Origin of the sequence: Streptomyces sp. NPDC048696, from assembly GCF_043198895.1 — a bacterium.
Classification (GTDB): Bacteria; Actinomycetota; Actinomycetes; order Streptomycetales; family Streptomycetaceae; genus Streptomyces.
Genome location: NZ_JBICVJ010000003.1, coordinates 90,441 through 111,476 on the forward strand (window position 1 = coordinate 90,441; position 21,036 = coordinate 111,476).

The following is a 21,036-nucleotide window of genomic DNA, read 5'->3' on the forward strand; positions in this document are numbered from 1 at the left end:
GGCATGCGCGTGGCACAGGTCAAGGAGTTCGGTGGCCCGGAGGTACTGGTTCCGGCGGAGCTGGCGGACCCGGTGGCCGGACCGGACGAGGTGGTGGTGGCCGTGGACCACATCGACACGCTCTTCGTGCAGACGCAGATACGGGCGGGCGCGTTCGGCGAGTACTTCGACGTGGCACCGCCGTACGTGCCCGGCGGCGCCGTCGCGGGCACGGTGACGTCGACCGGCGCCGCGGTGGACGCGGTCGCCTGGGCCGGCCGCCGGGTGGTCGCCGCCGTCGAACCCGGCAGCTACGCCTCGCTCGCCGCCGTCCCCGCCGACCACCTCGCCCCCATCCCCGACGGCCTCGGCCTGCGCGAGGCGGCCGCGCTGGTCCACGACGGCGTGACGGCACTGGCCCTGCTCGACCTCACCGCCCTCAAGGCGGGCGAGACGGTCCTGATCACGGGCGCGTCCGGCGGCATGGGCACGCTCCTGGTCCAGCTCGCCCGCTCGATGGGGGCGCGGGTGGTGGCGGTGGCGCGGGGCGAGGAAAAGCTGGCTCTCGTACGGGAGTTGGGCGCGCACGAAGTGATCGACGCGGGCTCGCCCGACTGGCCGACCCAGGCCCGCGAGGTGCTGGGCGAGGCGGGCGCCGACGTGGTCCTGGACGGGGTGGGCGGCGAACTGGGCGTACGGGCCTTCCCGTTGACCGCGACCGGCGGCCGCTTCTCCGCCCACGGCGCCCCCACGGGCGGCTTCGCCCCCGTCGACCCGGCGGAGGCGGCCCGCCGCACCATCACCCTCCTCGGCATCCCCGACGTCCAGCTCACCCCCGAACGCCGCGTCGCCCTGGTCACCCGCGCCCTGTCGGAGGCGGCGGCGGGCCGCCTGCGCCCGGTGATCGGCGCGGTGTTCCCCCTGGAACGGGCGGCGGACGCGCATGCGGCTATCGAGGGGCGGGGGGTGGTGGGGAAGGTGCTGCTGAGCGTTTAGCGGCCGGGCCGGACGCCACCCCGATATGCTCCCACCACGAGTCGAACCATTTCTGCGCAGCCTCGACCAAGAGCGATCCCTGAGACTCCGTGTCGACGCTCTTCTCGTAGCGGAAGAGCCTCGACTGGAGGCCCAGAACGTCCAGCGCCTGCACTCGCTCATCGTCGTCCAGCAGCATCTCGCGCTGCTCCACCATGTAATAGCCCTGGAGCACGGTCACCTTGTTGAACAGGTAGAGCTTGAAAGCCGGTGTAACCGGCACCCGGCGGACCTCGATGCGCACCTCCGACACGAACCCGCCCCGGCGCAGCGCGTCGAGCGTCCGGCGCAGCCGCAGGATATGCAGATCCACCATGGCGGCCCAGCGTTCGTACGGTCGGCTGTCGTCCGGATCGTCGGCCGCGGACGGGAAGACCGGCTTCGGATCGGCTGCGGGCAGCAGGAGCCTCATCGCGATGCTGCGCGGCACCCCGGCCTCGTCGCGCGTCCGTTGACCGGCGAGCCCACGGGCCAGCACGCCGAGGTGGTCGGCCAGGGACTCGGTCGTCAGACAGAAGGCGTCCAGCGTCACCTCTTGTGCCGTGAACGCGTTCGCGAGGATGGACTGGAATCCTTCGGGTGCGGAGCGCCCGTCCGGTGCGGGCGGCGTGTAGACCTGCTGCGCGCGCAGCACCTTCGCCTGGCTGCCCTGGCGGGACTCGATCCAGCCCTCGCTCTTGAGCTCGTCCATCGCTCCCTGGACCGTACTCAGGGAAACGCTGAACTCGTTCGCCAATTCATTGTGCGTGGGGAGTCGTTGTCCGAGCTCGTAGCCTCGGACACCTCGGTTGATCCGGGAGCGCAGTTCGCCGGCGATCTTCTTAGCCGTCCACTTGCCCCCTTGCGGAACCTCGCCCTCCTGGGCGCCTGGGCGTTCAGTGGCCATAGGGAAACCGTACAACTTGACCGAGTGGCGCACACGACTTTCGGTCAAGGTTTGCTTATTTGACTGCCGATCAAGCTGGTTTATCTGGCTTACTGTCAAATAAGCACTAGCGCAGTCTAATTAGACTGCCTAGCCGCCTCGGCCCGACTGGAGATGAACATGGCCGAGTCAGTCTCCGTGTGTACGCAGCACCGCATCCAGCACCTGCTCCAGGGAACGGACGACGACCGTCGCAGGCCGCAGCTCTTCCCACTTCCTCTCGTTGCGGGCATAGCCGAGAAAGGCGACGCCCGCCGCCCGTGCCGCCAACCAGTCGCTCCGGCTGTCCCCGAGCAGCAAGGCATCCGACGCGTGGGCGCCCGTCCCCTCCAGCGCTCGGATCACGCAGTCCGGGTCCGGCTTGAGTCGCGCGGGATCGCCGGACCGGCCGTACACCTGGCCCCCGAAGCAGCCGGCGAGGCCCCTCGACGCAAGATAACTTGCCGCCGCTGCCGCCGAGTTGTTCGTCGTCACGGCGAGCCGACGACCCGTCCCGTGCAGCGCACGGATCAGCGGGTCGGCAGACGCGGTGGGGCGGGCCGTGGCCGCAGCGCGCACTTCCTCCTCGGTCAGCATCTGCTCCAGCTCGGCCACGACAGTCCGGTCGGCGAGCTCTGCCGCAACGCGGAGCACGGCGTGCGGATCAGCCACCGGATCCAGCGGGATCCCGTGAGCGGCCATGGCTCGCCGCATCCGCTCGGCGATCACACTCGCCGGGTGGCCGGAGAACAACCGGCAGATGGGGCCGTCAAAGTCGAAGAACACGTACTTGGCATCGCAGAGCAATTCCCGAGGGTCAATCACACTCGCACGCTACAACGCACCCTCGCCCGGCCCGATTTGCAGCGCACTTCCCCGCACGCCCGGCCCGCTCGCCCCGAGCGGACCGGTCCTCACCCGACCGGACCCCGGCGGACTCGCCGGGCCTCGACAAGGAGGGACCCCATGCCTCTGATCACGCTCACGTTCGCCATCTTCGCCGTCGGCTTCGAACAGCTCGTCCAGTGGCAGTTCGGGGTCATGGGCATGGTGGCGCTGCTGTTGCTGAGCATCGGCTTCAAGGGCCACAACCACACCTGCACCAGCCTCGGTGCGGTGATCCTGGCCGTGCTGATCGTGCAGCCCGGACTGAACTGACCCCGCGGAACCCGGCGGAACCCGTTCGGACACCGCTCAGAACATGTCCGGGCACCACGGCCGCCGGGGCGTCCGGAACAGGGCGTCCGCCCGGGTCGCCGCCCCCGGGGTCCCCTGCGCGACCCGGCCGAGCGCCGCCAGCCGTACCGCCGACTCGTCGCCCAGGTACAGCGTCCCCAACTCCCGTACGTCCAGGATCAGATCCGGCGACGCCGAGGTGGGGGCGCAGGTGGCGCCGGACGGGGTGGCGGCCAGGTGGTAGCGGCCGGCGGTCGGGCCCGTCGCGTCGACGACCTCCAGGACCAGGGAGTCCGTCGTGGGATACGTACGGGATTCGAGGGCTCGTACGACGTCCAGCAGCCGCACCCACAGGAAGTCCGCCTGCGTCACCGGGCGGGCCGCCCGCGGGTCCGGGAACAGGTGCGGGAGGAGGTCGTCGGGGGCGCGGTGGCCCGTACGGACCTTGGTGATCCAGTCGATCGAGCAGACGAAGTGCCACAGCGCGCGCTCGGCGGCCGGGGTCAGGGCTATCAGGCCCCTGACCGTCGCCGTGTTGAGCGGCTGCTTGGCGTCGGTCCACGTCTCGTCGGCCGTGTACGCCGCCAGGCCCTCCGGCTCGCCCGTGGCCGAGCGGTGGAGCGCCCAGAACGGCTCGGTCCAGGGGTGGCCGGTGCGCTGGGTCGCGCCCGTGTTCAGGTCCCACCAGCGCTGGTTGCGGCTGACCGTGCCGGGCTGGACGGCCCGGAAGCGCTCGAAGAGCTCGGGGCCGAGCTTGCGTACGTCCTCCGAGGTGATCAGGTCGATACGGCCGCCGTCCTCGGGGCCCGACCAGCGCGGGTCCAGGCCCGTCCGGCCGACCTCGATCTCCCACTCGGCGACCGAGGTGGCCGGGCCGAAGCCGTAGCGGCCGTAGATCGGGTACTCGGCGGCGATGAGCGTGGCCGCGACGTCGCCGCGCTCCTTCGCCTCGGCCAGCTCGTTCGCCATCATCCGGCTGAGCAGGCCGCGGCGGCGGTGCGTGGGCGAGACGGTGACGTTGGTGACCGCGCTCGTCGGTATCGCGGCGCCGCCGACGACCGTCAGCTCCTGGGCGAAGCTGCGGAACGTGGCCACGCAGCGGTCGCCGTCGAACGCGCCCTGCGTGCGGGCGAGGTCGGTGTTCTCGCGGCGCCCCGCCGCGTCGGTCTCCGACACCAGCGGGGGGCGCAGGAAGCCGACGTTCACGGCCTTCAGCCAGTCCGTGAACTCGGTTTCGGCGACCTTGCGGACCGGTACGTCGGCCTGTGCGTCGGGGCTCATACGGTCACGCTAGGCAGCGGGCGGTTTGGCTGTCGCCTGATTTTTGCGGCCGCGGGGCGGTGGGGGCTGACGCCCTTCTTCCCCCACCCCGCCCCTTCCCGAAACTCTCCGAGGGACCTGTTCGTCTGCGGACCGTGCTGGGTTGCTCGCGCAGTTCCCCGCGCCCCTTGGATGGGCCCTTCGGGCCCTCCTTCAGGGGCGCGGGGAACTGCGCGACCAGCCCAAGACGGTCCGCGGACGAAAGCCGAGCGACTAGAACGCCGCCCTCACCTCTCCCACCCGCACCGGCCCCCCGAGCAGCGGTGCGTCGCCGATGCGGTCGAGCGCCGGGGTGTCCACGCCCAGCAGGCGCAGGGCGCGGGACAGGACCGGGCCGAGAGCCCGCGCCGAGCCGTCGTCGATCTTGAAGGCGAGCGCGCGGCCGTCCGGCAGGGCCACCGCCTGGACCGCCTCCGCGCCCATCTTCGACAGCACCCCGGGCACCTCGCGCATCAGCCAGGTGTCGGGGCGGCGGGTGCCCGCCACGTACTCGGGGTGCGCGCGCATCGCGTCCGCCACCCGGCGCTCGGGCGTACCCGGCTCGGCGAGCACGAACGTACGGAACGCTCGGGCCAGACCCGTCAGCGAGATCGCCATCAGCGGCGCCCCGCAACCGTCCGTGCCGACCGACGCCACCGGCTCGCCCGCCGCCGACTCCACGCAGTCGTGGACGAGGCGCTGGAGCGGGTGGGCCGGGTCGAGGTAGGTCGCCTCGTCCCAGCCGTTGAGGCGGCAGGCCGCGAGCATGGCCGCGTGCTTGCCGGAGCAGTTCATGGTGAGCCGGTCGCGTACGTGCCCGGCCGCCAGGTACGTCTCGGCCTCCGCCGGGTCCAGCGGCAGGTCGGGCGGGGTCTGGAGGTCGTCGGGGGTCAGCCCGTGCTCGGTGAGCATCTTGCGGACGAGGTCGAGGTGGAAGCCCTCGCCGGAGTGGCTGGCGGCGGCGAGCGCCAGGCGCTCCCCGGACAGGTCGAGCCCGGCCCGCAGGACGGCCGCGGCCTGCATCGGCTTGTTGCTGGAGCGCGGGAAGACGGGCGCCGCCGGGTCGCCGAGCGCGAGCTCCACGCTGCCGTCGGCCGCCAGCACCACCAGCGAGCCCCGATGGTGGCCCTCGACGAAACCGGAACGTACGACTTCGGCGAGGACCGGGGGTATGACGGTGTCGATGGTCATGGCGGGGCCTTCCGGGCGTGGACCCGCCTTGTGTCCTTCGATTCGATGGTCAGAATCGGTGGTCAGATGAGCAGGTCGTCTACTTGTGCTTCGCCTTCACGGTACCTGCGGGCGATCTCGGCACTGCAATCGTCCGCCGTGCGCTGGAGGTGCTGGCGGCGCCGCGAGACCTGCTGCTCGTAGCGGATGAGCCGCCCCATGGCGGTGTGCAGCTCGTCGTCCGTACGCGCGTCGAGGTCGGAGAGCTGGACCTCGGCGTCCATTTCCGCCGCGAGGAGCCGGTACTCGGCGCTGCGCGGGGTGGAGAGCGTGACGTGGCGGGCGGAGGCCCGGTGCGAGGAGGGCGCGTCCGCCAGGATCTCGGAGAGCCGGTCCACCACGGGCGTGTGCGGGCCGGTGCGCCGGGCGAGCTCGGCCCGCAGGATGTCGATGCGCCCGTGCAGCAGCCGCCGCACATAGCTGAGGTCGGCCTCGTCGCGCTGCGACTGACGCCGCAGCGTCCGCAGCTCCGGCAGCCGCAAGGTGGTCAGATCGTATGTTTTCGGTACGGGCAGATGGTCACCGGCACGCTGTGCGGGCGGCCTCGTGATGGCCGACCGCTCGGCCCGCGGGCTCGTCCGGGTCAGCGATACGGGGCCGGGCGACTGCGGCCCGCCGCCAGAAGTGCTCATGCGTCTTACCGTCCCCTCGACCGGTGCGGGATGGATCGCACCGCCTGTCAGCATCGTGCCACTCCCAGTGGTGCATATGCAGACACACACCACCCGTTCGGCCCCCGTGAGACTGGATTGGCCGGTGCAATAGGTTGGGCCTCATGCGAGCGGTGGTACAGAGGGTGGACGGCGCGAGCGTCGTCGTGGCCGGTGAGACGGTCGGCGAGATCGTGGGCGAGGGCCTGTGTGTGCTGGTGGGGGTCACCCACGGCGATACGCCCGAGAAGGCGGCGCAGTTGGCGCGAAAGCTGTGGTCGGTGCGGATCCTGGCGGACGAGAAGTCCTGCTCGGACGTGGCCGCGCCGCTTCTGGTGATCTCCCAGTTCACCCTGTACGGGGACGCCCGCAAGGGCCGCCGCCCCACCTGGAACGCGGCCGCGCCCGGCGAGGTGGCCGAGCCCCTGGTCGACGAGGTGGTGACCCAGCTGCGAGCCCTGGGCGCGACGGTGGAAACGGGCCGCTTCGGCGCGGACATGAGGGTGTCCCTGACGAACCACGGCCCGTTCACGGTGCTGGTGGAGGTCTAGCCCCCGCCGATAAGGGGCGCGGGGCTGCGACATTGTGCGGCTCCGCCGCGATGGGGGTCCCCCCTGTTCGAGCGGAGCCGAGAACTTGGGGGAACGACCAGCCCCCACCGGCCCGCGGACGAATGACGACGGGGCATGGGGCGCAGCCCCGAAGCGGTGGCGCAGGGGGCGCAGCCCCGGCTACGGCTCGACCACGACCTCCTGGGCCGCCGCCGTGTTCCCGGCCAGCAGCTCCGCGTCCAGCGGTACGTTGCGCTTGACCAGGGCCAGGGCGATCGGGCCCAGCTCGTGGTGGCGGGCCGACGTCGTGATGAAGCCGATCTGGCGGCCCTCCTCGCCGTCCGCCGCCACCCGCAGCGGCGTCCCGTGCGCGGGCAGAAGCACCTCGCTGCCGTCTAGGTGCAGGAAGACGAGGCGGCGCGGCGGCTTGCCGAGGTTCTGGACCCGGGCGACCGTCTCCTGCCCCCGGTAGCACCCCTTCTGCAGATGCACGGCGGTCCCGATCCAGCCCAGCTCGTGCGGGATCGTCCGGTGGTCGGTCTCCAGGCCGAGCCGGGGCCGGTGCGACTCCACCCGCAGCGCCTCGTACGCCAGGATCCCGGCGGCGGGCCCGTGCTCGGCGGCGAACTTCTCCAGCTCGGCGCGGCGCAGGAACAGGTCACGCCCGTGCGGGGTCTCCCGTACGACCGTGTCGGCGGGCACCTCGGCGATGGACCCGGCGGGCAGGTGCACCACCGCGAACTCGCCCGTCCGGTCGGCGACTTCGACGCGGTAGAAGAACTTCATCGACTCCAGATACGCGATGAGGTCCTGCTGCGTACCGGGCTCGACGTGCGCCCACACCGTCGTACCGTCGTCGACGAGGTAGAGCGCGTGCTCGACGTGGCCGTGCGCGGAGAGGATCAGCGCCTCGGTGGCCAGGCCCGGCGCCAGATCGCTGACGTGCTGGGTGAGCAGCAGGTGCAGCCAGCTCAGCCGGTCGTCGCCGGTGACGGTGATGACACCGCGGTGCGAGAGGTCGACGAAGCCGGCGCCGTCGGCGAGTGCGCGCTGCTCCCGGAAGAGGTCGCCGTAATGCGCGGCGACACCCTCGTCCGGCGCCTCGGCGGGCACGGCGCCGGGCAGGGACAGCAGAGGGCTGGTCGTTGAATGTCGCTGCATGTACGCAAGCCTACGACGCGGTACTTGAAGATTCCTCAGCCGGAGCTTCCGGGGCCGAGGCTGCCGCGCCTTCGGCCGAGGCCGAGGCCTCCGCGCACTTGCGGCACTGCCCGAAGATCGCGAAGTGCTTCATGTCCGTCTCGAAGCCGAAGGTCGCGCAGAGCTTGGCGGTGAACTCGGCCGCGATGTCCACATCGGCCTCGATCACCGACGTACAGTCCCGGCAGACCAGATGGATGTGGTGATGGCGGTCGGCCAGGTGGTACGTCGGGGCGCCGTGGCCCAGATGGGCGTGCGAGACCAGACCCAGCTCCTCCAGGAGCTCCAGGGTCCGGTACACGGTGGAGATGTTCACGCCGCCCGCCGTCTTCCGCACCTCGGTGAGGATGTCGTCGGGCGTCGCGTGTTCCAGTACGTCGACGGCCTCCAGCACGAGCTGGCGCTGAGGGGTCAGCCGGTACCCGCGCCTGCGGAGGTCGCTCTGCCAGTCGGTGGTCACCACACGCCCAGTGTAGGAGCCACGGCGGGATTACCGGCTTGATCGCGTACTTCTCGATCGCCCCGATGGCCTCGACGGCCCCGATCGCCTACTTGAAGAAGGCGATCCCGTCGTCGGGCAGGTCGCCGAGACCGCGCGCCATGGCCGCGACCTCCTCGGGCGTGACGACCTTCTTCAGGTGCGCGGACATGTACGGGCGCAGCTCGACCTCGGGCGTCGCCTTCTCGCCGACCCACATGAGGTCGCTCTTGACGTAGCCGTAGAGCCGCTTGCCACCGGTGTACGGGCCGGAGGCGGCGGTGCGCGCCACGGCGTCGGTGACCAGGTCGATCTGCGGCTTCTGGTGGGCGAGCTCGCCGTACCAGATCTCCACGACGCCCTGGTCGCGGACCATGACGACCTCGACCTTGCGGTCCTTGTCGATGCGCCAGTAGCCGGACTCGGACTCCAGCGGCCGCACCTTGTTGCCCTCGGCGTCGAGGATCCAGGAGTGCGACACGTACTCCAGGAAGTCCCGGCCGTCGTGGCTGAAGGTGACGGACTGGCCGAAATTGGCCTTCTCGGCACCCGGGAAGTCGGTGACACCGGCGCCCTCCCACGTACCAAGGAGGAAGGCGAGGGGGACGAGGTCCGGGTTCAGGTCGGACGGGATCTCGATCATGAGGCTTCGATCAGTCTTTCGTTACGTCTGCGGCTGGGGCGCGGTCAGCGCTGGCCCTGGTACAGCTTCTTCACGGCCAGACCGGCGAAGGCGAGGACACCGACGCAGACCAGGACCAGCAGGGTTTCGAAGAAAGCCTCAAGCACGGGGTGCTCCTCGGATGAGCGTGTGGGCAGTAAAGGGCCGTACCCCAGCCTAATGGGTTCGGCCACGGCGCTCTCTGTGAGGTGGGCCGCGAGGCGCGCGGCGGCGGTGGGAGCGATCACCGCGGGGGTACGCCCCCGTACAGTTCCGCACATGGCGAAGAAGCTCGTGATCAAGGTGACCGCCGGGGCCGACGCCCCCGAGCGGTGCTCGCAGGCGTTCACCGTGGCGGCGGTCGCCGTCGCCAGCGGGGTCGAGGTCTCCCTCTGGCTGACCGGCGAGTCGTCGTGGTTCGCGCTGCCGGGGCGGGCGGCGGAGTTCGAGCTGCCGCACGCCGCGCCGCTGCCCGACCTGATCGAGTCGATCCTGGCGGCCGGCACGATCACCCTGTGCACACAGTGCGCGGTCCGGCGCGACATCACCGAGAAGGACGTCCTGGACGGCGTACGGATCGCGGGCGCGCAGGTCTTCGTACAGGAAGTGATGAAGGACGAGACGCAGGCGCTGGTGTACTGAGAACACGTACGGCTCGCGCATCCAGGTACGGGCTCAGTACTTCTTCTTCCCGTCCAGCTCGTCCCACCACTCGTCGGACTTCGGGTCCCCGGAGGGGTCGTCCCACCAGCGGTCGTCCGGGCCGCGCCGGTTCGCCACCATCGCCGCGACCGGCGGGATCACCATCGCGACCACGCACATCGCGACGGCCGCCGGGACCGACCACAGCCGTACGAAGCCCCAGGCGGACACGAACAGGACCAGGCATCCGCCCATCAGCCAGAAGTACTCGCGCCGCCGACGGGCCAACATGAATCCAGCGTACGACCGTATCGGCCGCCCGAAAACGGCACGGAGGGCCGCACCCGGTCCAGGTAAGCGTCCAACCCCCTGGGGTGCGGCCCTCCGGCCGGTTCACGCGTCGCCGCGCCGTCACACGGCGATGGCGACCTCCGCGAGTCCGCCCGTCTGAGCGACGACCGTGCGGTCGGCCTGGCCGCCGGGGACCAGCGCGCGCACGGTCCAGGTGCCCTCGGCCGCGTAGAAGCGGAACTGGCCCGTCGCCGAGGTCGGGACCTCGGCGGTGAACTCACCGGTCGAGTCCAGGAGGCGGACGTAGCCCACCACCGGCTCGCCGTCGCGGGTCACCTGGCCCTGGATGGTGGTCTCACCGGGCTTGATCGTCGAGGCGTCGGGGCCGCCTGCCTTCGCTCCACACATGGTTCTTCCTTACGGTTTGTGTTCTTGGGGGGGCCGAACGGGCTGCGCGCTGTTACTTGTTGGCGCCGAGCTCGATCGGCACGCCGACGAGGGAGCCGTACTCGGTCCACGAGCCGTCGTAGTTCTTGACGTTCGTCACGCCGAGCAGCTCGTGCAGCACGAACCACGTCAGGGCCGAGCGCTCACCGATGCGGCAGTACGCGATGGTGTCCTTCGCCAGGTCGACCTGCTCGGCCGCGTACAGCTCCTTCAGGGCGTCGTCCGACTTGAAGGTGCCGTCGTCGTTGGCGTTCTTCGACCACGGGATGTTGCGGGCGGACGGGACGTGGCCCGGGCGCTGCGACTGCTCCTGCGGGAGGTGGGCCGGGGCGAGCAGCTTGCCGCTGAACTCGTCGGGCGAGCGCACGTCGACCAGGTTCTGCGAACCGATGGCCGCCACCACGTCGTCGCGGAAGGCGCGGATCGCGGTGTTCTGGGGCTTGGCCTTGTACTCGGTGGCCGGGCGGCTCGGGACCTGCGACCCGTCGACCAGGTCGCGCGAGTCCAGCTCCCACTTCTTGCGGCCGCCGTCGAGCAGCTTGACGCTGTCGTGGCCGTAGAGCTTGAAGTACCAGTAGGCGTACGAGGCGAACCAGTTGTTGTTGCCGCCGTAGAGGACGACGGTGGTGTCGTTCGCGATGCCCTTCGCCGACAGGAGCTTCTCGAAGCCCTCCTGGTCGATGAAGTCACGGCGGACCGGGTCCTGGAGGTCCTTGGTCCAGTCGATCCGGATCGCGTTCCTGATGTGGTTCTTCTCGTACGCCGAGGTGTCCTCGTCCACCTCGACGAGGGCGACCTTCGGGTCGTCGATGTGGGCCTCGACCCAGTCGGCGTCTACCAGGACGTCGCTGCGGCTCATGCGGGTTCTCCTCCGGGGCAGTGTGCGGCGGGGTTGCGCGGGGTGCGGGTGCGCTGTGTGCGTGCGCGGAGTGCTGCGGCGCGGGCCCTGACGATCCGGAACGGAACGGATCGCCCGAAAGGGCCTGGGGAATGCGGGAATTGAGCGTTCCGCTCAGGCGCGGCGACAGAGCATGGCGGCGACGCGGCACAGGTCGACTGCCCGCCGCTTCGTGAGATCCGCCTGTCGCTTCATAGCCCCGATCGTAGGGACGCGGACGCGCCCCTGTCACCGGTGTGTCGTATTTTGAGACACGATCGTCCATGATCCGGGACAAGATTGGCCGAAGAAGGCCTTCCGGGGCGGTAGGAGCGCCGTCACCCGGCAAGCCATCTACCCACCGGACACACTCGTCTCACAATCCGGCTATGACCCGCACGGACGTGCTGCCGGGGCCGCACCCGCTGCTTTGGGGCCTTTAGGGGCGCGGGGAACTGCGCGTCCAGCCCCCACCGGCCCGCAGACGAAACACAGCCTCCGAGAGGTTCAGCCGGCCAGGGAGACGTTCGTCCCAGTCCCACTGAACCGGAGTCCATCCTGCGCGGCCTCGACCTTGTCGAGCTTGATCCCCCGCGGCATCCCCGCGATCTTCAGGTCGTAGTCCACGGCCTTGCGCAACTTCTCGTCGAACCCCGCCACCGGCAGCTTCGGCAGCCCCTCCGACCGCACCCGCACGGTGGAGCCGCCCTCCAGCGTGACGGTGCTGTACGTGCTGACCGTACGACCGGCCAGCAGCAGCCGCAGGCTCGTCGGGACCTGCACACCCGCCCCGTCGAGCAGATCGGTGAGCTGCCCGCTGACCTGGATCTGCCCCTTGGCGGCCCGCTCGGGGCCCGCGTACGAGACGGTGGCGCCCTTGGGCGCGGCCTTCGCCAGGTCGGCGTAGGAGATACGGGCCGAGCCGTCGGCCCGTACGACCGTGGCGGACGAGTAGCCGCCGTTCACCTTCACGTCGTGCAGCTTCGCCTTGACCTCTGTGACGTTGACCGAGTGGCCGTCGGCGGTGGCGGTGACGCCGCCCAGGCGCACGTCGACCTCGTCGAACTCCTTGCCGAGCGCCTGGGTGAGGAAGGGGAACCCGGTGATGGAGACGTCCGGGGTGGCGTTCAGCCCCTGACTGCTCTTGATCCGGTCGGCCACCTTCGACTCGACCACATTGACCGCGATGCGGTCCGCGGCGACGAAGAGGCCGCCGAGGACCACCGCGACGATCAGCCATATTCGGAGTGCGCGCATTGCGTACGTGTCCCCCACCCGTGGTCGTTCAATCTGTCGGCGATCAAGCCCGCTGCCGATCGGCCCGGTCGTACGGATGCGAGCCTAACCTCCGGAATTACCCGATCACTCGACCGATCAGATACAAAGCGGGAACAGCCGCCGTGAGGGGCATTGCCACTCCGGCGGTCATGTGCACGAAGCGCGACGGGTAGTCGTAGCTGGCCACCCGCAGCCCGATCAGCGCGCACACCCCGGCCGCGAGGCCCAGCAGCGCGCCGGAGGCACCGATGTCGGTCATCTGGCCGACCGCGATCCCGGCGCCCGCGGCCGCGAGCAGACAGACGGCGACCGAGACGGGGCCCGGCAGCGGCAACGCGCGCGCGGGCACCGCGACCGCCACCGCGACCGCGCCCACCGAGACGGCGTGCGGGATCGCGGCGAGGTATCCGGCCGCCAGGACCGTGAGCGCCGCCGAGGTGACGGACGCCATCAGGCCGTACATCCGCTCGTCCGGATCCGCGTGGCTGCGCAGCTGGAGGACGAGGGTGAGCAGCACCCACACTCCGAGCGTGCCCAGGATCGCGGCGGGCCCGTGGTCGTCGCCGACCGCCAGGAGCGCCACGTCGGCCACCAGGCCGCCCGCGAAGGCGAGCGCGATGCCCTGGCGGGCGGGCCACATCCCGTTCAGCCGGAACCAGCCCGCGGCCGTGACCGCCTGGAGCAGCACCAGCGGCGCCACCAGCGCGTAGTTGCCGAGCGCGGCCCCGCCCGCGAGCAGCAGGCCGAGGACGGCGGTGAGCGCGGCGGGCTGCATCCCCGGCGCGATGATCGGCGAACGCCCCTCGGCACGCGCGCGCTGGGCGTCGGTGACGCGGGTGTTGCCGACGATCGTGGGCGAGCCGTACGCGGGGCCGTCGGCCCGGACGGGCTCGGCCGGCGCCGGTTCCCGGGCCGGCGCCTCCGGAGGCAGCGGTGCCGACTCCGCCCGCGGCGGCGGATACGCGGTGTCGGCGGCGGGCTGCGCGTACGCCTGCGCGTACTGCTCCTGGACCGGCTGCTGCACGGGCTGCGGCTGGATGGTGGGCTGGTACTGGGTGTCCCAGGTCTGGCCCTCCCACGTCTGCGTGTACTGCTGCTGCTCCTGGTACGACGGGTCGTGCGGGAACTGCTGCGGCTGCTGGTGCTGCTGGTGCTGGACCGGCTGCTGGACCGCGTGCTGCTGGACCGGCTGCCCGTACTGGTCGTACTGCTGGTACGCCTCGTACTGCTGCTGGTGCTGGTGCTGCGGATGCTGCTGCTGGACCGGCTGCCCGTACTGGTCGTACTGCGGATAGCGCTCGTCGTACGGATACGGCGGGTACTGCTGATCGCTCATGACTGGGGGGTCACCCTCCTGCGAACGGCGGGAGCACCTCGACCGTGCCGCCCTCGGCAAGCCGTACGGTCTCATGCCCGCGGGTCCCGACGGGATCGCCGTCGACGAGGAACGAACATCTGAGCAGTACCCGGGTCAGCTCGCCCGGGTGGCGCTCGCGCACCGCGTCGAGCGCCTCCGCCAGCGTGGCCGCCGTATACGGCTCCTCGGCGACACCGGCGGCGGCTTTGGCCGCGGCCCAGAAGCGGATGGTTCCCGCTGCCATGGCGACACTCCTTTCGTCGCCCCCCATGATGGGCTACGCCACCGACACCCACTGCGACACCCACTGGGCGATACGCCTCAGCAGCTCCTCGCCCGCCGCGTTCTCCGCGTGCCCCATGCCCGGCTCCAGCCACAACCGCGCGGGCCCGGCCGCCGCCAGCATCCTCGGGTGGTCCAGCGGGAAGTACGGGTCGCGGTCGCCGTGGACGATCAGAAGCGGGGTCGGCGCGATCAGCGGAACCGCCTCGACCGGCGAGAGCGGCACCGGGTCCCACTCCTCGGAGTCGATCCGGGTCGCGAAGCCGAACCGGCCGACCAGGCGGCCGGCGGGCCGGGTCACCAGCCAGTGCAGCCGCCGCATGGGCGCGGTCCCCCGGTAGTACCAACGGGCGGGCGCACTCACCGAAACCGCGGCATCCGTGTGCGCCGGGCACGCCTCCGTGCTCCCCTTGTGCGTCGCCGCGTGCCGCAGCACCACCGAGCCGCCCATCGAGAACCCGACGGTCGCCACGCGCGCGTAGCCGAGTGATCTCGCCCACTCCACCGCCGCCGCCAGGTCCAGGACCTCCCGGTCGCCGACCGTGGAGCGCCCGCCGGAGCGGCCGTGGCCCCGGAACGAGAACGACACCACGCCCGTGTACTGGGCGAACACCCCCGCCGCCCGCCGCACCGCCGGGCGGTCCGCCGAGCCCGTGAAGCCGTGCGCGACCACGATCACGGTGTCCGTCGCACCCGCCGCGCACGGATCGTGGACCGCCTCGATCGGCACGCCGTCCGAGGTGCGCAGAGTGGCCCGCCGAGGTCCCCTGGTGATCGAGGAAACATCCACAGTGTGAAATCGGCCCTCTGGCTCGGAACTCATGTGGGCTATTCTGCTGGGCAGAGGATCCGGGCAGCGCAGCCCCCGGGTCCTTTTGCGTTTCCGGCCCGTTGTTACAGGCAGGTGACCGAAGGCTCACAAAGAAGACTCGACAGGCTTCCGGGGGCGCGGGAGCCGACCGTACGAAGTACGGAAGAGACGTCCGTACGCGAGTACGGGAAGCAGTACGAGAAGTACGAAGCAGTGCCGTAAACGTCCTCGCAGGGACCGAGGAGGAACCGACGTTATGGGCGAGCAGACCGTGCACGATACGAAGCCGACGACCTGGGCAGGTGGGGTGCGATGAGCTCTCTGCTGCTCCTGACCAATGCCCTCCAGCCGTCGACGGAGGTGCTTCCCGCCCTCGGCCTGCTGCTGCACAACGTGCGGGTGGCCCCCGCCGAGGGCCCGGCCCTCGTCGACACCCCCGGTGCCGACGTCATCCTCGTCGACGGCCGCCGCGATCTGCCGCAGATCCGGTCGCTGTGCCAGCTGCTGCGCTCCACCGGGCCCGGCTGTCCGCTGCTCCTGGTGGTCACCGAGGGCGGTCTGGCCGCCGTCACCGCCGACTGGGGCATCGACGACGTACTGCTCGACACCGCGGGTCCCGCCGAGGTCGAGGCGCGGCTGCGGCTCGCGATGGGCCGCCAGCAGATCACCTCGGACGACTCCCCCATGGAGATCCGCAACGGCGATCTGTCCGTGGACGAGGCGACGTACAGCGCGAAGCTGAAGGGCCGGGTCCTGGACCTGACCTTCAAGGAGTTCGAGCTCCTGAAGTACCTCGCCCAGCACCCGGGCCGGGTCTTCACGCGCGCGCAGCTGCTCCAGGAGGTCTGGGGCTACGACTACTTCGGCGGTACGCGCACGGTCGACGTCCACGTACGGCGGCTGCGGGCCAAGCTCGGCCCCGAGCACGAGTCCCTGATCGGCACTGTCCGCAATGTCGGATACCGGTTCGTGACGCCCGAGAAGGTCGAACGGGCGGCCGAGGAGGCCAAGGCGAAGTCGGCGGCGGAGGCCAAGGCCAAGGCGGCCGCGGAATCCGTGGCCTCCCCATCGGTCCCGGCCCGGACGGAGGCGGAGGAAGCCTCCGTACGCCCTGCCCAGAGGTAGGTCACCCCGCGTAGACTCCCGCTCGTGGCCAAGGTGACGCGGGATGATGTGGCGAGACTGGCGGGTACGTCGACCGCGGTCGTCAGCTATGTCATCAACAACGGACCGAGGCCGGTCGCCCCGGCCACGCGCGAGCGGGTACTCGCCGCGATCAAGGAGCTGGGCTACCGGCCCGACCGGGTTGCCCAGGCGATGGCGTCGCGGCGCACGGACCTCATAGGCATGATCGTCCCGGACGCGCGCCAGCCGTTCTTCGCGGAGATGGCGCACGCGGTGGAGCAGGCGGCCGCCGAGCGCGGAAAAATGGTCCTGGTCGGCAACTCCGACTATCTGGACGACCGCGAGGTCCACTACCTGCGGGCCTTCCTCGGTATGCGGGTCGCCGGTCTGATCCTGGTCAGCCAGGGCCCCAGCGAGCGCGCGGCGGCGGAGATCGACGCCTGGGACGCGCGCGTGGTGCTCCTCCACGAACGGCCGGAGGCGATCGACGACGTGGCGGTCGTCACGGACGACATCGGCGGGGCGCAGCTGGCCACCCGTCATCTGCTGGAACACGGTCACGCGTACGTGGCGTGCCTCGGCGGGGTCGAGTCGACCCCGGCGGTCGGCGACCCGGTGGCGGACCACGTGGAGGGCTGGCGGCGGGCGATGGTCGAGTCCGGCCGCTCCCTCGAAGGCCGCCTCTTTCAAGCCCCGTACAACCGGTACGACGCGTACCGGGTCGCGCTGGACATTCTCGCCGGGCCCGAGCGGCCCCCGGCGATCTTCTGCTCCACCGACGACCAGGCGATCGGGGTGCTGCGCGCCGCCCGTGAGCTGCGGATCGACGTGCCCGGGGAGCTGGCGGTGGCGGGCTTCGACGACGTGAAGGAGGCCGGTCTGACGGACCCGCCCCTCACCACGGTCGCCTCCGACCGCCCCGCGATGGCCCGCGCGGCGGTGGACCTGGTCCTGGACGACGCACTCCGCGTAGCGGGCTCCCGCCGCGAACGCCTCAAGCAGTTCCCGTCCCGCCTGGTGATCCGCCGCTCCTGCGGTTGCTAATAGCTCCGCTTGGGTGCGCGGATTTCGGCTGCGGGCCGGTGGGGGCTGGTCGCGCAGTTCCCCGCGCCCCTAGGTAGTACGCCGCAGCCGAAGACTCAGCTCAGCCGCAGGCTTTCAGGGGCGCGGGGAACTGCGCGACCAGCCCAGCACGGTCCGCGGACAAACGAAGGGGCGCGAGCAACGCCGCACGGTCCGCGGGCGAAAACCCACGCCCCCCACCCGCCGCGACTACTCCGTCAGCTCGACCTGGATCTCGACCTCGACCGGCGCGTCCAGCGGCAGGACCGCGACGCCGACCGCGCTGCGGGCGTGCACACCCTTGTCGCCCAGGACCGCGCCGAGCAGCTCACTCGCACCATTGATCACGCCGGGCTGCCCCGTGAAGTCGCTCGCCGAGGCGACGAACCCCACGACCTTCACCACGCGCGCGATGCGATCAAGGTCACCCGCGACCGACTTCACCGCCGCGAGAGCGTTCAGCGCACAGATACGCGCCGCGTCCTTCGCCTCCTCGGCCGTCACCTCCGCGCCCACCTTGCCGGTCAGCGTCAGCTTCCCGTCGACCATGGGCAGCTGCCCGGCCGTGAACACGTACACACCCGACCGCACGGCCGGCTGGTACGCGGCCAGCGGCGGCACGACCTCCGGCAACGTCAGGCCGAGCTCGGCCAGCTTCGCCTCAACCGCACCGCTCATGCCTGCTTCTCCCGCTTCAGGTAGGCCACCAGCTGCTCGGGGTTGTTCGGCCCGGGAACGACCTGGACCAGCTCCCAGCCGTCCTCGCCCCAGGTGTCCAGAATCTGCTTGGTCGCGTGCACGAGAAGGGGCACGGTCGCGTATTCCCACTTGGTCATGTGGCCGACTGTAGCCGCTGCCGGAGGCAGCCTCATGCGTAGGCCGTCGGGCGACTGGTTAGGCTCGACTGTGTGAGCAGGCTCCAGGTCGTCAGCGGCAAGGGCGGTACCGGCAAGACCACGGTCGCCGCTGCCCTCGCGCTCGCCCTCGCGACGGAGGGCAAGCGCACGCTCCTCGTCGAGGTCGAGGGCAGACAGGGCATCGCACAGCTCTTCGAGACGGAGGCGTTCCCGTACGAGGAGCGGAAGATCGCCGTGGCGCCGGGCGGCGGGGAGGTGTACGCGCTGGCGATCGACGCCGAGCGGGCCCTGCTCGACTACCTCCAGATGTTCTACAAGCTGGGCTCGGCCGGCCGCGCCCTGAAGAAGCTCGGCGCCATCGACTTCGCCACCACCATCGCGCCGGGCGTCCGCGACGTCCTGCTGACCGGCAAGGCGTGCGAAGCCGTCAGGCGTAAGGACAAGCAGGGGCGGTACGCGTACGACCATGTGGTCATGGACGCACCGCCCACCGGCCGGATCACCCGCTTCCTCAACGTCAACGACGAGGTCGCCGGGCTCGCCAAGATCGGGCCGATACACAACCAGGCGCAGGCCGTGATGCGCGTCCTCAAGTCGCCCGAGACGGCCGTGCACCTGGTGACGCTGCTTGAGGAGATGCCGGTCCAGGAGACCGCCGACGGCATCGCCGAGCTGCGCGCCGCCGAGCTGCCGACCGGCGCCGTCATCGTGAACATGGTCCGCCCGCACCTGCTGGACGAGGAGGCGGTCCGGGGCGTCACCGGCGACCGGCGCAAGGAGGTCGCCAAGGCGCTCACCCGCGCCGGGGTCACCGGCTCGGCCAAGCTGGTCACACCGCTGCTCCAGGAGGCCGCCGAGCACGCGGAGCGGGTGGAGCTGGAACGGGAACAGCGGCGGGTGGTGGGCGAGTTGGGGCTGCCGGTGCACGAACTGCCGCTGATCGGTGAGGGAATGGACCTGGCCGGGCTCTACCGCCTGGCCGTCGAGCTGCGGAATTCCGGGGTGGGCAAGTGAGCATGGACACGGCCGCGCCGTTGGACATCGACCCTCTGCTCGACGACCCGAAGACGCGGATCGTGGTGTGCTGCGGCTCCGGCGGGGTCGGCAAGACGACGACCGCCGCGGCGCTGGGGCTGCGGGCCGCCGAGCGCGGCCGCAAGGTGGTCGTCCTGACCATCGACCCGGCCCGCCGGCTCGCCCAGTCGATGGGGATCGACTCGCTCGACAACACCCCGCGCCGGGTCAAGGACGTCGACGGCGCCGGTGAACTGCACGCCATGATGCTCGACATGAAGCGGACCTTCGACGAGATCGTCGAGGCGCACGCGGATGGCGAGCGGGCCCGGGCGATCCTCTCCAACCCCTTCTACCAGTCCCTGTCGGCCGGTTTCGCGGGCACGCAGGAGTACATGGCGATGGAGAAGCTGGGCCAGCTGCGGGCGCGCGACGAGTGGGACCTGATCGTCGTCGACACCCCGCCCTCGCGCTCGGCGCTCGACTTCCTGGACGCGCCGAAGCGGCTGGGGTCGTTCCTGGACGGCAAGTTCATCCGGCTGCTCATGGCCCCCGCCAAGATGGGCGGGCGGGCCGGGATGAAGTTCCTCAACGTCGGCATGTCGATGATGACGGGCACCCTCGGCAAGCTCCTCGGCGGCCAACTGCTGCGGGACGTCCAGACGTTCGTGGCGGCGATGGACACGATGTTCGGCGGCTTCCGCACCCGCGCGGACGCCACGTACCGGCTGCTCCAGGCGCCCGGGACGGCCTTCCTGGTGGTCGCGGCGCCGGAGCGGGACGCGCTGCGCGAGGCCGCGTACTTCGTGGAACGGCTCGCGGCCGACTCGATGCCGCTCGCCGGTCTCGTGCTCAACCGGGTGCACGGCAGCGGCGCGGCCCGGCTTTCGGCGCAGCGGGCGCTGGCGGCGGCGGAGAGCCTCGACGAGGAGCGCGAGAGGGGCCCCGCCGACGGCGATGGGGAAAATCTTGTCGACGGCCGCATTGTCGATCAGAGGGACGGGAAGGCTGAGGAGCGTGGCACCGGTGGTTCCTCTCCCGAAGTCCCCCCTTCCACCACCGGACCCGACGGCGTGTCGGTCGACCGGCTGACCGCCGGTCTGCTGCGCCTGCACGCAGAGCGGATGCAGGTGCTGGCACGCGAACAGCGCACGCGCGACCGTTTCACCGCGCTCCACCCCGAAGTCCCGGTGGCCGAAGTGGCCGCCCTGCCCGGCGACGTACACGATCTCGCCGGGCTCCGGGCCATCGGGGAACGGCTCGCGACCCAGAACGAGAAGGCCGGAGCTGTCTGATCCGTACGTAAGCGTCCGTCCGTACGCGTCAGCGTCAGGACGATGCGCTACGTACGTGTCGTATGCGTACATGTCGTACGGCGGGTACGACGTCGTGGGCTACTCCACGGCCTACCCCACGGCGGCGTAGGTCTCGTCCACGGCGTGTGGTCGATAGACGTACGCCTCGTCGTCGTCGACGCCCACGGACAGGATGCCCGTGCTGCGCTCGTACTCCGTACGCGCCGTCTCCAGAAGACGGCGCCAGGAAGTGACGGTGGGTCGCCTGCGCAGCAGTGCGCGCCGCTCCCGCTCCGTCATTCCGCCCCACACGCCGAATTCGACGCGGTTGTCCAGTGCGTCCGCGAGGCACTCGGTCCGTACCGGGCATCCGGTACACACCGCCTTGGCCCTGTTCTGAGCCGCACCCTGTACGAACAGTTCGTCCGGATCGGTAGTGCGGCAGGCTGCCTGCGCACTCCAGTCGGTTACCCAGCCCATGCCGGCGCCGTCCTCTCCCGAATCGAGGCTCCCCCACGGCGGCAGAGGCATATTC

General features: G+C 70.8%; 27 protein-coding genes. 8 read left to right on the forward strand and 19 right to left on the reverse strand.

Features of this window, described 5'->3' with window-relative positions; translation table 11 throughout:
• Positions 1-3: 3 nt before the first annotated feature.
• Complete coding sequence (locus ACGFRG_RS06535) at positions 4-975, forward strand: zinc-binding dehydrogenase (RefSeq protein ID WP_393261950.1); 972 nt, start codon at positions 4-6, stop codon at positions 973-975.
• Here ACGFRG_RS06535 and ACGFRG_RS06540 read toward each other — a convergent pair.
• Both ACGFRG_RS06540 and ACGFRG_RS06545 read right to left on the reverse strand, forming a co-directional pair.
• Positions 929-1,900, reverse strand: a complete 972-nt coding sequence (locus tag ACGFRG_RS06540; protein ID WP_393261952.1) for a GntR family transcriptional regulator — start codon at positions 1,898-1,900, stop codon at positions 929-931. The two genes, ACGFRG_RS06535 and ACGFRG_RS06540, sit on opposite strands and share 47 nt — an antisense overlap.
• A 168-nt stretch (positions 1,901-2,068) precedes the next feature.
• Positions 2,069-2,743, reverse strand: coding sequence for an HAD family hydrolase (locus ACGFRG_RS06545; protein ID WP_393261955.1), 675 nt, complete (start codon positions 2,741-2,743; stop codon positions 2,069-2,071).
• Between the two features lie 141 nt (positions 2,744-2,884).
• On the opposite strand from ACGFRG_RS06545, the gene ACGFRG_RS06550 reads away from it, so the two are divergent.
• Positions 2,885-3,076 carry a hypothetical protein gene (locus tag ACGFRG_RS06550; protein WP_361433295.1) on the forward strand — a complete coding sequence of 64 codons (192 nt, stop codon included), beginning with the start codon at positions 2,885-2,887 and terminating at the stop codon, positions 3,074-3,076.
• Positions 3,077-3,112: 36 nt separating this feature from the next.
• Here ACGFRG_RS06550 and ACGFRG_RS06555 read toward each other — a convergent pair whose 3' ends face one another.
• From ACGFRG_RS06555 to ACGFRG_RS06565, 3 genes are all read right to left on the reverse strand, one after another.
• On the reverse strand, positions 3,113-4,375 hold the full coding sequence (locus ACGFRG_RS06555; protein WP_393261957.1) for a GNAT family N-acetyltransferase: 1,263 nt from the start codon (positions 4,373-4,375) through the stop codon (positions 3,113-3,115).
• 252 nt (positions 4,376-4,627) lie between these two features.
• The gene (locus ACGFRG_RS06560; protein WP_361428794.1) at positions 4,628-5,584 is read right to left on the reverse strand and encodes an asparaginase; all 957 of its coding nucleotides are present in this window, start codon (positions 5,582-5,584) and stop codon (positions 4,628-4,630) included.
• Positions 5,585-5,646: 62 nt separating this feature from the next.
• Positions 5,647-6,255 (reverse strand): ABC transporter substrate-binding protein, encoded by a 609-nt coding sequence (locus tag ACGFRG_RS06565; RefSeq protein ID WP_361428792.1) that lies wholly within the window; start codon positions 6,253-6,255, stop codon positions 5,647-5,649.
• A gap of 143 nt (positions 6,256-6,398) precedes the next feature.
• Between ACGFRG_RS06565 and dtd the strand changes: the two genes are divergently transcribed.
• A complete protein-coding gene (dtd, locus tag ACGFRG_RS06570) occupies positions 6,399-6,824 on the forward strand; it encodes a D-aminoacyl-tRNA deacylase (RefSeq protein ID WP_361428790.1) in 426 nt (141 codons plus the stop codon).
• 180 nt (positions 6,825-7,004) lie between these two features.
• On the opposite strand, the gene ACGFRG_RS06575 is transcribed toward dtd, so the two are convergent.
• From ACGFRG_RS06575 to ACGFRG_RS06585, 3 genes are all read right to left on the reverse strand, one after another.
• A complete protein-coding gene (locus tag ACGFRG_RS06575; RefSeq protein WP_361428788.1) occupies positions 7,005-7,985 on the reverse strand; it encodes a folate-binding protein in 981 nt (326 codons plus the stop codon).
• A 10-nt stretch (positions 7,986-7,995) separates the two neighbouring features.
• Positions 7,996-8,487, reverse strand: a complete 492-nt coding sequence (locus ACGFRG_RS06580) for a Fur family transcriptional regulator (protein ID WP_393261962.1) — start codon at positions 8,485-8,487, stop codon at positions 7,996-7,998.
• Between the two features lie 85 nt (positions 8,488-8,572).
• On the reverse strand, positions 8,573-9,145 hold the full coding sequence (locus ACGFRG_RS06585) for an FABP family protein (protein WP_361428784.1): 573 nt from the start codon (positions 9,143-9,145) through the stop codon (positions 8,573-8,575).
• 297 nt (positions 9,146-9,442) lie between these two features.
• On the opposite strand from ACGFRG_RS06585, the gene ACGFRG_RS06590 reads away from it, so the two are divergent.
• Positions 9,443-9,805: a DsrE family protein gene (locus ACGFRG_RS06590; RefSeq protein ID WP_361428782.1), complete on the forward strand. Its 363-nt coding sequence runs from the start codon at positions 9,443-9,445 to the stop codon at positions 9,803-9,805.
• A gap of 33 nt (positions 9,806-9,838) precedes the next feature.
• Here ACGFRG_RS06590 and ACGFRG_RS06595 read toward each other — a convergent pair whose 3' ends face one another.
• From ACGFRG_RS06595 to ACGFRG_RS06630, 8 genes are all read right to left on the reverse strand, one after another.
• On the reverse strand, positions 9,839-10,096 hold the full coding sequence (locus tag ACGFRG_RS06595) for a DUF3099 domain-containing protein (RefSeq protein WP_101388965.1): 258 nt from the start codon (positions 10,094-10,096) through the stop codon (positions 9,839-9,841).
• A 120-nt stretch (positions 10,097-10,216) separates the two neighbouring features.
• Entirely contained in the window at positions 10,217-10,504 is a 288-nt protein-coding gene (locus ACGFRG_RS06600; RefSeq protein WP_361428780.1) for a DUF1416 domain-containing protein, read from the reverse strand.
• Between the two features lie 52 nt (positions 10,505-10,556).
• Positions 10,557-11,402 carry a sulfurtransferase gene (locus tag ACGFRG_RS06605; protein WP_361428778.1) on the reverse strand — a complete coding sequence of 282 codons (846 nt, stop codon included), beginning with the start codon at positions 11,400-11,402 and terminating at the stop codon, positions 10,557-10,559.
• 153 nt (positions 11,403-11,555) lie between these two features.
• The gene (locus ACGFRG_RS06610) at positions 11,556-11,636 is read right to left on the reverse strand and encodes a putative leader peptide (RefSeq protein WP_361428811.1); all 81 of its coding nucleotides are present in this window, start codon (positions 11,634-11,636) and stop codon (positions 11,556-11,558) included.
• A gap of 291 nt (positions 11,637-11,927) precedes the next feature.
• Positions 11,928-12,677: a DUF2993 domain-containing protein gene (locus ACGFRG_RS06615; protein WP_361428776.1), complete on the reverse strand. Its 750-nt coding sequence runs from the start codon at positions 12,675-12,677 to the stop codon at positions 11,928-11,930.
• Between the two features lie 97 nt (positions 12,678-12,774).
• Positions 12,775-14,034, reverse strand: coding sequence for a hypothetical protein (locus tag ACGFRG_RS06620; protein ID WP_393261967.1), 1,260 nt, complete (start codon positions 14,032-14,034; stop codon positions 12,775-12,777).
• Positions 14,035-14,044: 10 nt separating this feature from the next.
• On the reverse strand, positions 14,045-14,299 hold the full coding sequence (locus tag ACGFRG_RS06625) for a MoaD/ThiS family protein (RefSeq protein ID WP_361428772.1): 255 nt from the start codon (positions 14,297-14,299) through the stop codon (positions 14,045-14,047).
• 33 nt (positions 14,300-14,332) lie between these two features.
• Entirely contained in the window at positions 14,333-15,160 is an 828-nt protein-coding gene (locus ACGFRG_RS06630; protein ID WP_393261970.1) for an alpha/beta hydrolase family protein, read from the reverse strand.
• 300 nt (positions 15,161-15,460) lie between these two features.
• Here ACGFRG_RS06630 and ACGFRG_RS06635 point away from each other — a divergent pair, with 300 nt between their 5' ends.
• Both ACGFRG_RS06635 and ACGFRG_RS06640 read left to right on the forward strand, forming a co-directional pair.
• Positions 15,461-16,273 carry a response regulator transcription factor gene (locus ACGFRG_RS06635; protein WP_361428768.1) on the forward strand — a complete coding sequence of 271 codons (813 nt, stop codon included), beginning with the start codon at positions 15,461-15,463 and terminating at the stop codon, positions 16,271-16,273.
• A gap of 24 nt (positions 16,274-16,297) precedes the next feature.
• Positions 16,298-17,317 carry a LacI family DNA-binding transcriptional regulator gene (locus ACGFRG_RS06640; RefSeq protein ID WP_361428766.1) on the forward strand — a complete coding sequence of 340 codons (1,020 nt, stop codon included), beginning with the start codon at positions 16,298-16,300 and terminating at the stop codon, positions 17,315-17,317.
• Positions 17,318-17,545: 228 nt separating this feature from the next.
• Here the strand turns inward: ACGFRG_RS06640 and ACGFRG_RS06645 are convergent, their stop codons facing one another.
• Together ACGFRG_RS06645 and ACGFRG_RS06650 are read right to left on the reverse strand one after the other, a co-directional pair.
• Positions 17,546-18,013, reverse strand: coding sequence for a RidA family protein (locus ACGFRG_RS06645; RefSeq protein ID WP_361428764.1), 468 nt, complete (start codon positions 18,011-18,013; stop codon positions 17,546-17,548).
• Complete coding sequence (locus ACGFRG_RS06650) at positions 18,010-18,171, reverse strand: DUF4177 domain-containing protein (protein WP_003975360.1); 162 nt, start codon at positions 18,169-18,171, stop codon at positions 18,010-18,012. The genes ACGFRG_RS06645 and ACGFRG_RS06650 overlap by 4 nt, the downstream gene beginning before the upstream one ends.
• 72 nt (positions 18,172-18,243) lie before the next feature.
• On the opposite strand from ACGFRG_RS06650, the gene ACGFRG_RS06655 reads away from it, so the two are divergent.
• Both ACGFRG_RS06655 and ACGFRG_RS06660 read left to right on the forward strand, forming a co-directional pair.
• Entirely contained in the window at positions 18,244-19,206 is a 963-nt protein-coding gene (locus ACGFRG_RS06655; protein ID WP_361428762.1) for an ArsA-related P-loop ATPase, read from the forward strand.
• A 2-nt stretch (positions 19,207-19,208) separates the two neighbouring features.
• Complete coding sequence (locus ACGFRG_RS06660) at positions 19,209-20,501, forward strand: ArsA family ATPase (protein ID WP_361428809.1); 1,293 nt, start codon at positions 19,209-19,211, stop codon at positions 20,499-20,501.
• Positions 20,502-20,612: 111 nt separating this feature from the next.
• On the opposite strand, the gene ACGFRG_RS06665 is transcribed toward ACGFRG_RS06660, so the two are convergent.
• On the reverse strand, positions 20,613-20,981 hold the full coding sequence (locus ACGFRG_RS06665; RefSeq protein ID WP_361428760.1) for a WhiB family transcriptional regulator: 369 nt from the start codon (positions 20,979-20,981) through the stop codon (positions 20,613-20,615).
• Positions 20,982-21,036 lie beyond the last annotated feature (55 nt).

What these genes read in the sequence shown, in the direction of transcription:
- ACGFRG_RS06550 (WP_361433295.1), top strand. Translation starts at nt 2,885, where the DNA reads ATGCCTCTGATCACGCTCACGTTCGCCATCTTCGCCGTCGGCTTCGAA.
- ACGFRG_RS06575 (WP_361428788.1), bottom strand. Translation starts at nt 7,985, where the DNA reads ATGCAGCGACATTCAACGACCAGCCCTCTGCTGTCCCTGCCCGGCGCC.
- ACGFRG_RS06645 (WP_361428764.1), bottom strand. Translation starts at nt 18,013, where the DNA reads ATGAGCGGTGCGGTTGAGGCGAAGCTGGCCGAGCTCGGCCTGACGTTG.
- ACGFRG_RS06585 (WP_361428784.1), bottom strand. Translation starts at nt 9,145, where the DNA reads ATGATCGAGATCCCGTCCGACCTGAACCCGGACCTCGTCCCCCTCGCC.
- ACGFRG_RS06600 (WP_361428780.1), bottom strand. Translation starts at nt 10,504, where the DNA reads ATGTGTGGAGCGAAGGCAGGCGGCCCCGACGCCTCGACGATCAAGCCC.
- ACGFRG_RS06560 (WP_361428794.1), bottom strand. Translation starts at nt 5,584, where the DNA reads ATGACCATCGACACCGTCATACCCCCGGTCCTCGCCGAAGTCGTACGT.
- ACGFRG_RS06610 (WP_361428811.1), bottom strand. Translation starts at nt 11,636, where the DNA reads ATGAAGCGACAGGCGGATCTCACGAAGCGGCGGGCAGTCGACCTGTGC.
- ACGFRG_RS06555 (WP_393261957.1), bottom strand. Translation starts at nt 4,375, where the DNA reads ATGAGCCCCGACGCACAGGCCGACGTACCGGTCCGCAAGGTCGCCGAA.
- ACGFRG_RS06590 (WP_361428782.1), top strand. Translation starts at nt 9,443, where the DNA reads ATGGCGAAGAAGCTCGTGATCAAGGTGACCGCCGGGGCCGACGCCCCC.
- ACGFRG_RS06605 (WP_361428778.1), bottom strand. Translation starts at nt 11,402, where the DNA reads ATGAGCCGCAGCGACGTCCTGGTAGACGCCGACTGGGTCGAGGCCCAC.
- ACGFRG_RS06620 (WP_393261967.1), bottom strand. Translation starts at nt 14,034, where the DNA reads ATGAGCGATCAGCAGTACCCGCCGTATCCGTACGACGAGCGCTATCCG.
- ACGFRG_RS06630 (WP_393261970.1), bottom strand. Translation starts at nt 15,160, where the DNA reads ATGAGTTCCGAGCCAGAGGGCCGATTTCACACTGTGGATGTTTCCTCG.
- ACGFRG_RS06540 (WP_393261952.1), bottom strand. Translation starts at nt 1,900, where the DNA reads ATGGCCACTGAACGCCCAGGCGCCCAGGAGGGCGAGGTTCCGCAAGGG.
- ACGFRG_RS06615 (WP_361428776.1), bottom strand. Translation starts at nt 12,677, where the DNA reads ATGCGCGCACTCCGAATATGGCTGATCGTCGCGGTGGTCCTCGGCGGC.
- ACGFRG_RS06660 (WP_361428809.1), top strand. Translation starts at nt 19,209, where the DNA reads ATGGACACGGCCGCGCCGTTGGACATCGACCCTCTGCTCGACGACCCG.
- ACGFRG_RS06635 (WP_361428768.1), top strand. Translation starts at nt 15,461, where the DNA reads ATGAGCTCTCTGCTGCTCCTGACCAATGCCCTCCAGCCGTCGACGGAG.
- ACGFRG_RS06665 (WP_361428760.1), bottom strand. Translation starts at nt 20,981, where the DNA reads ATGGGCTGGGTAACCGACTGGAGTGCGCAGGCAGCCTGCCGCACTACC.
- ACGFRG_RS06595 (WP_101388965.1), bottom strand. Translation starts at nt 10,096, where the DNA reads ATGTTGGCCCGTCGGCGGCGCGAGTACTTCTGGCTGATGGGCGGATGC.
- dtd (WP_361428790.1), top strand. Translation starts at nt 6,399, where the DNA reads ATGCGAGCGGTGGTACAGAGGGTGGACGGCGCGAGCGTCGTCGTGGCC.
- ACGFRG_RS06625 (WP_361428772.1), bottom strand. Translation starts at nt 14,299, where the DNA reads ATGGCAGCGGGAACCATCCGCTTCTGGGCCGCGGCCAAAGCCGCCGCC.
- ACGFRG_RS06535 (WP_393261950.1), top strand. Translation starts at nt 4, where the DNA reads ATGCGCGTGGCACAGGTCAAGGAGTTCGGTGGCCCGGAGGTACTGGTT.
- ACGFRG_RS06650 (WP_003975360.1), bottom strand. Translation starts at nt 18,171, where the DNA reads ATGACCAAGTGGGAATACGCGACCGTGCCCCTTCTCGTGCACGCGACC.
- ACGFRG_RS06565 (WP_361428792.1), bottom strand. Translation starts at nt 6,255, where the DNA reads ATGAGCACTTCTGGCGGCGGGCCGCAGTCGCCCGGCCCCGTATCGCTG.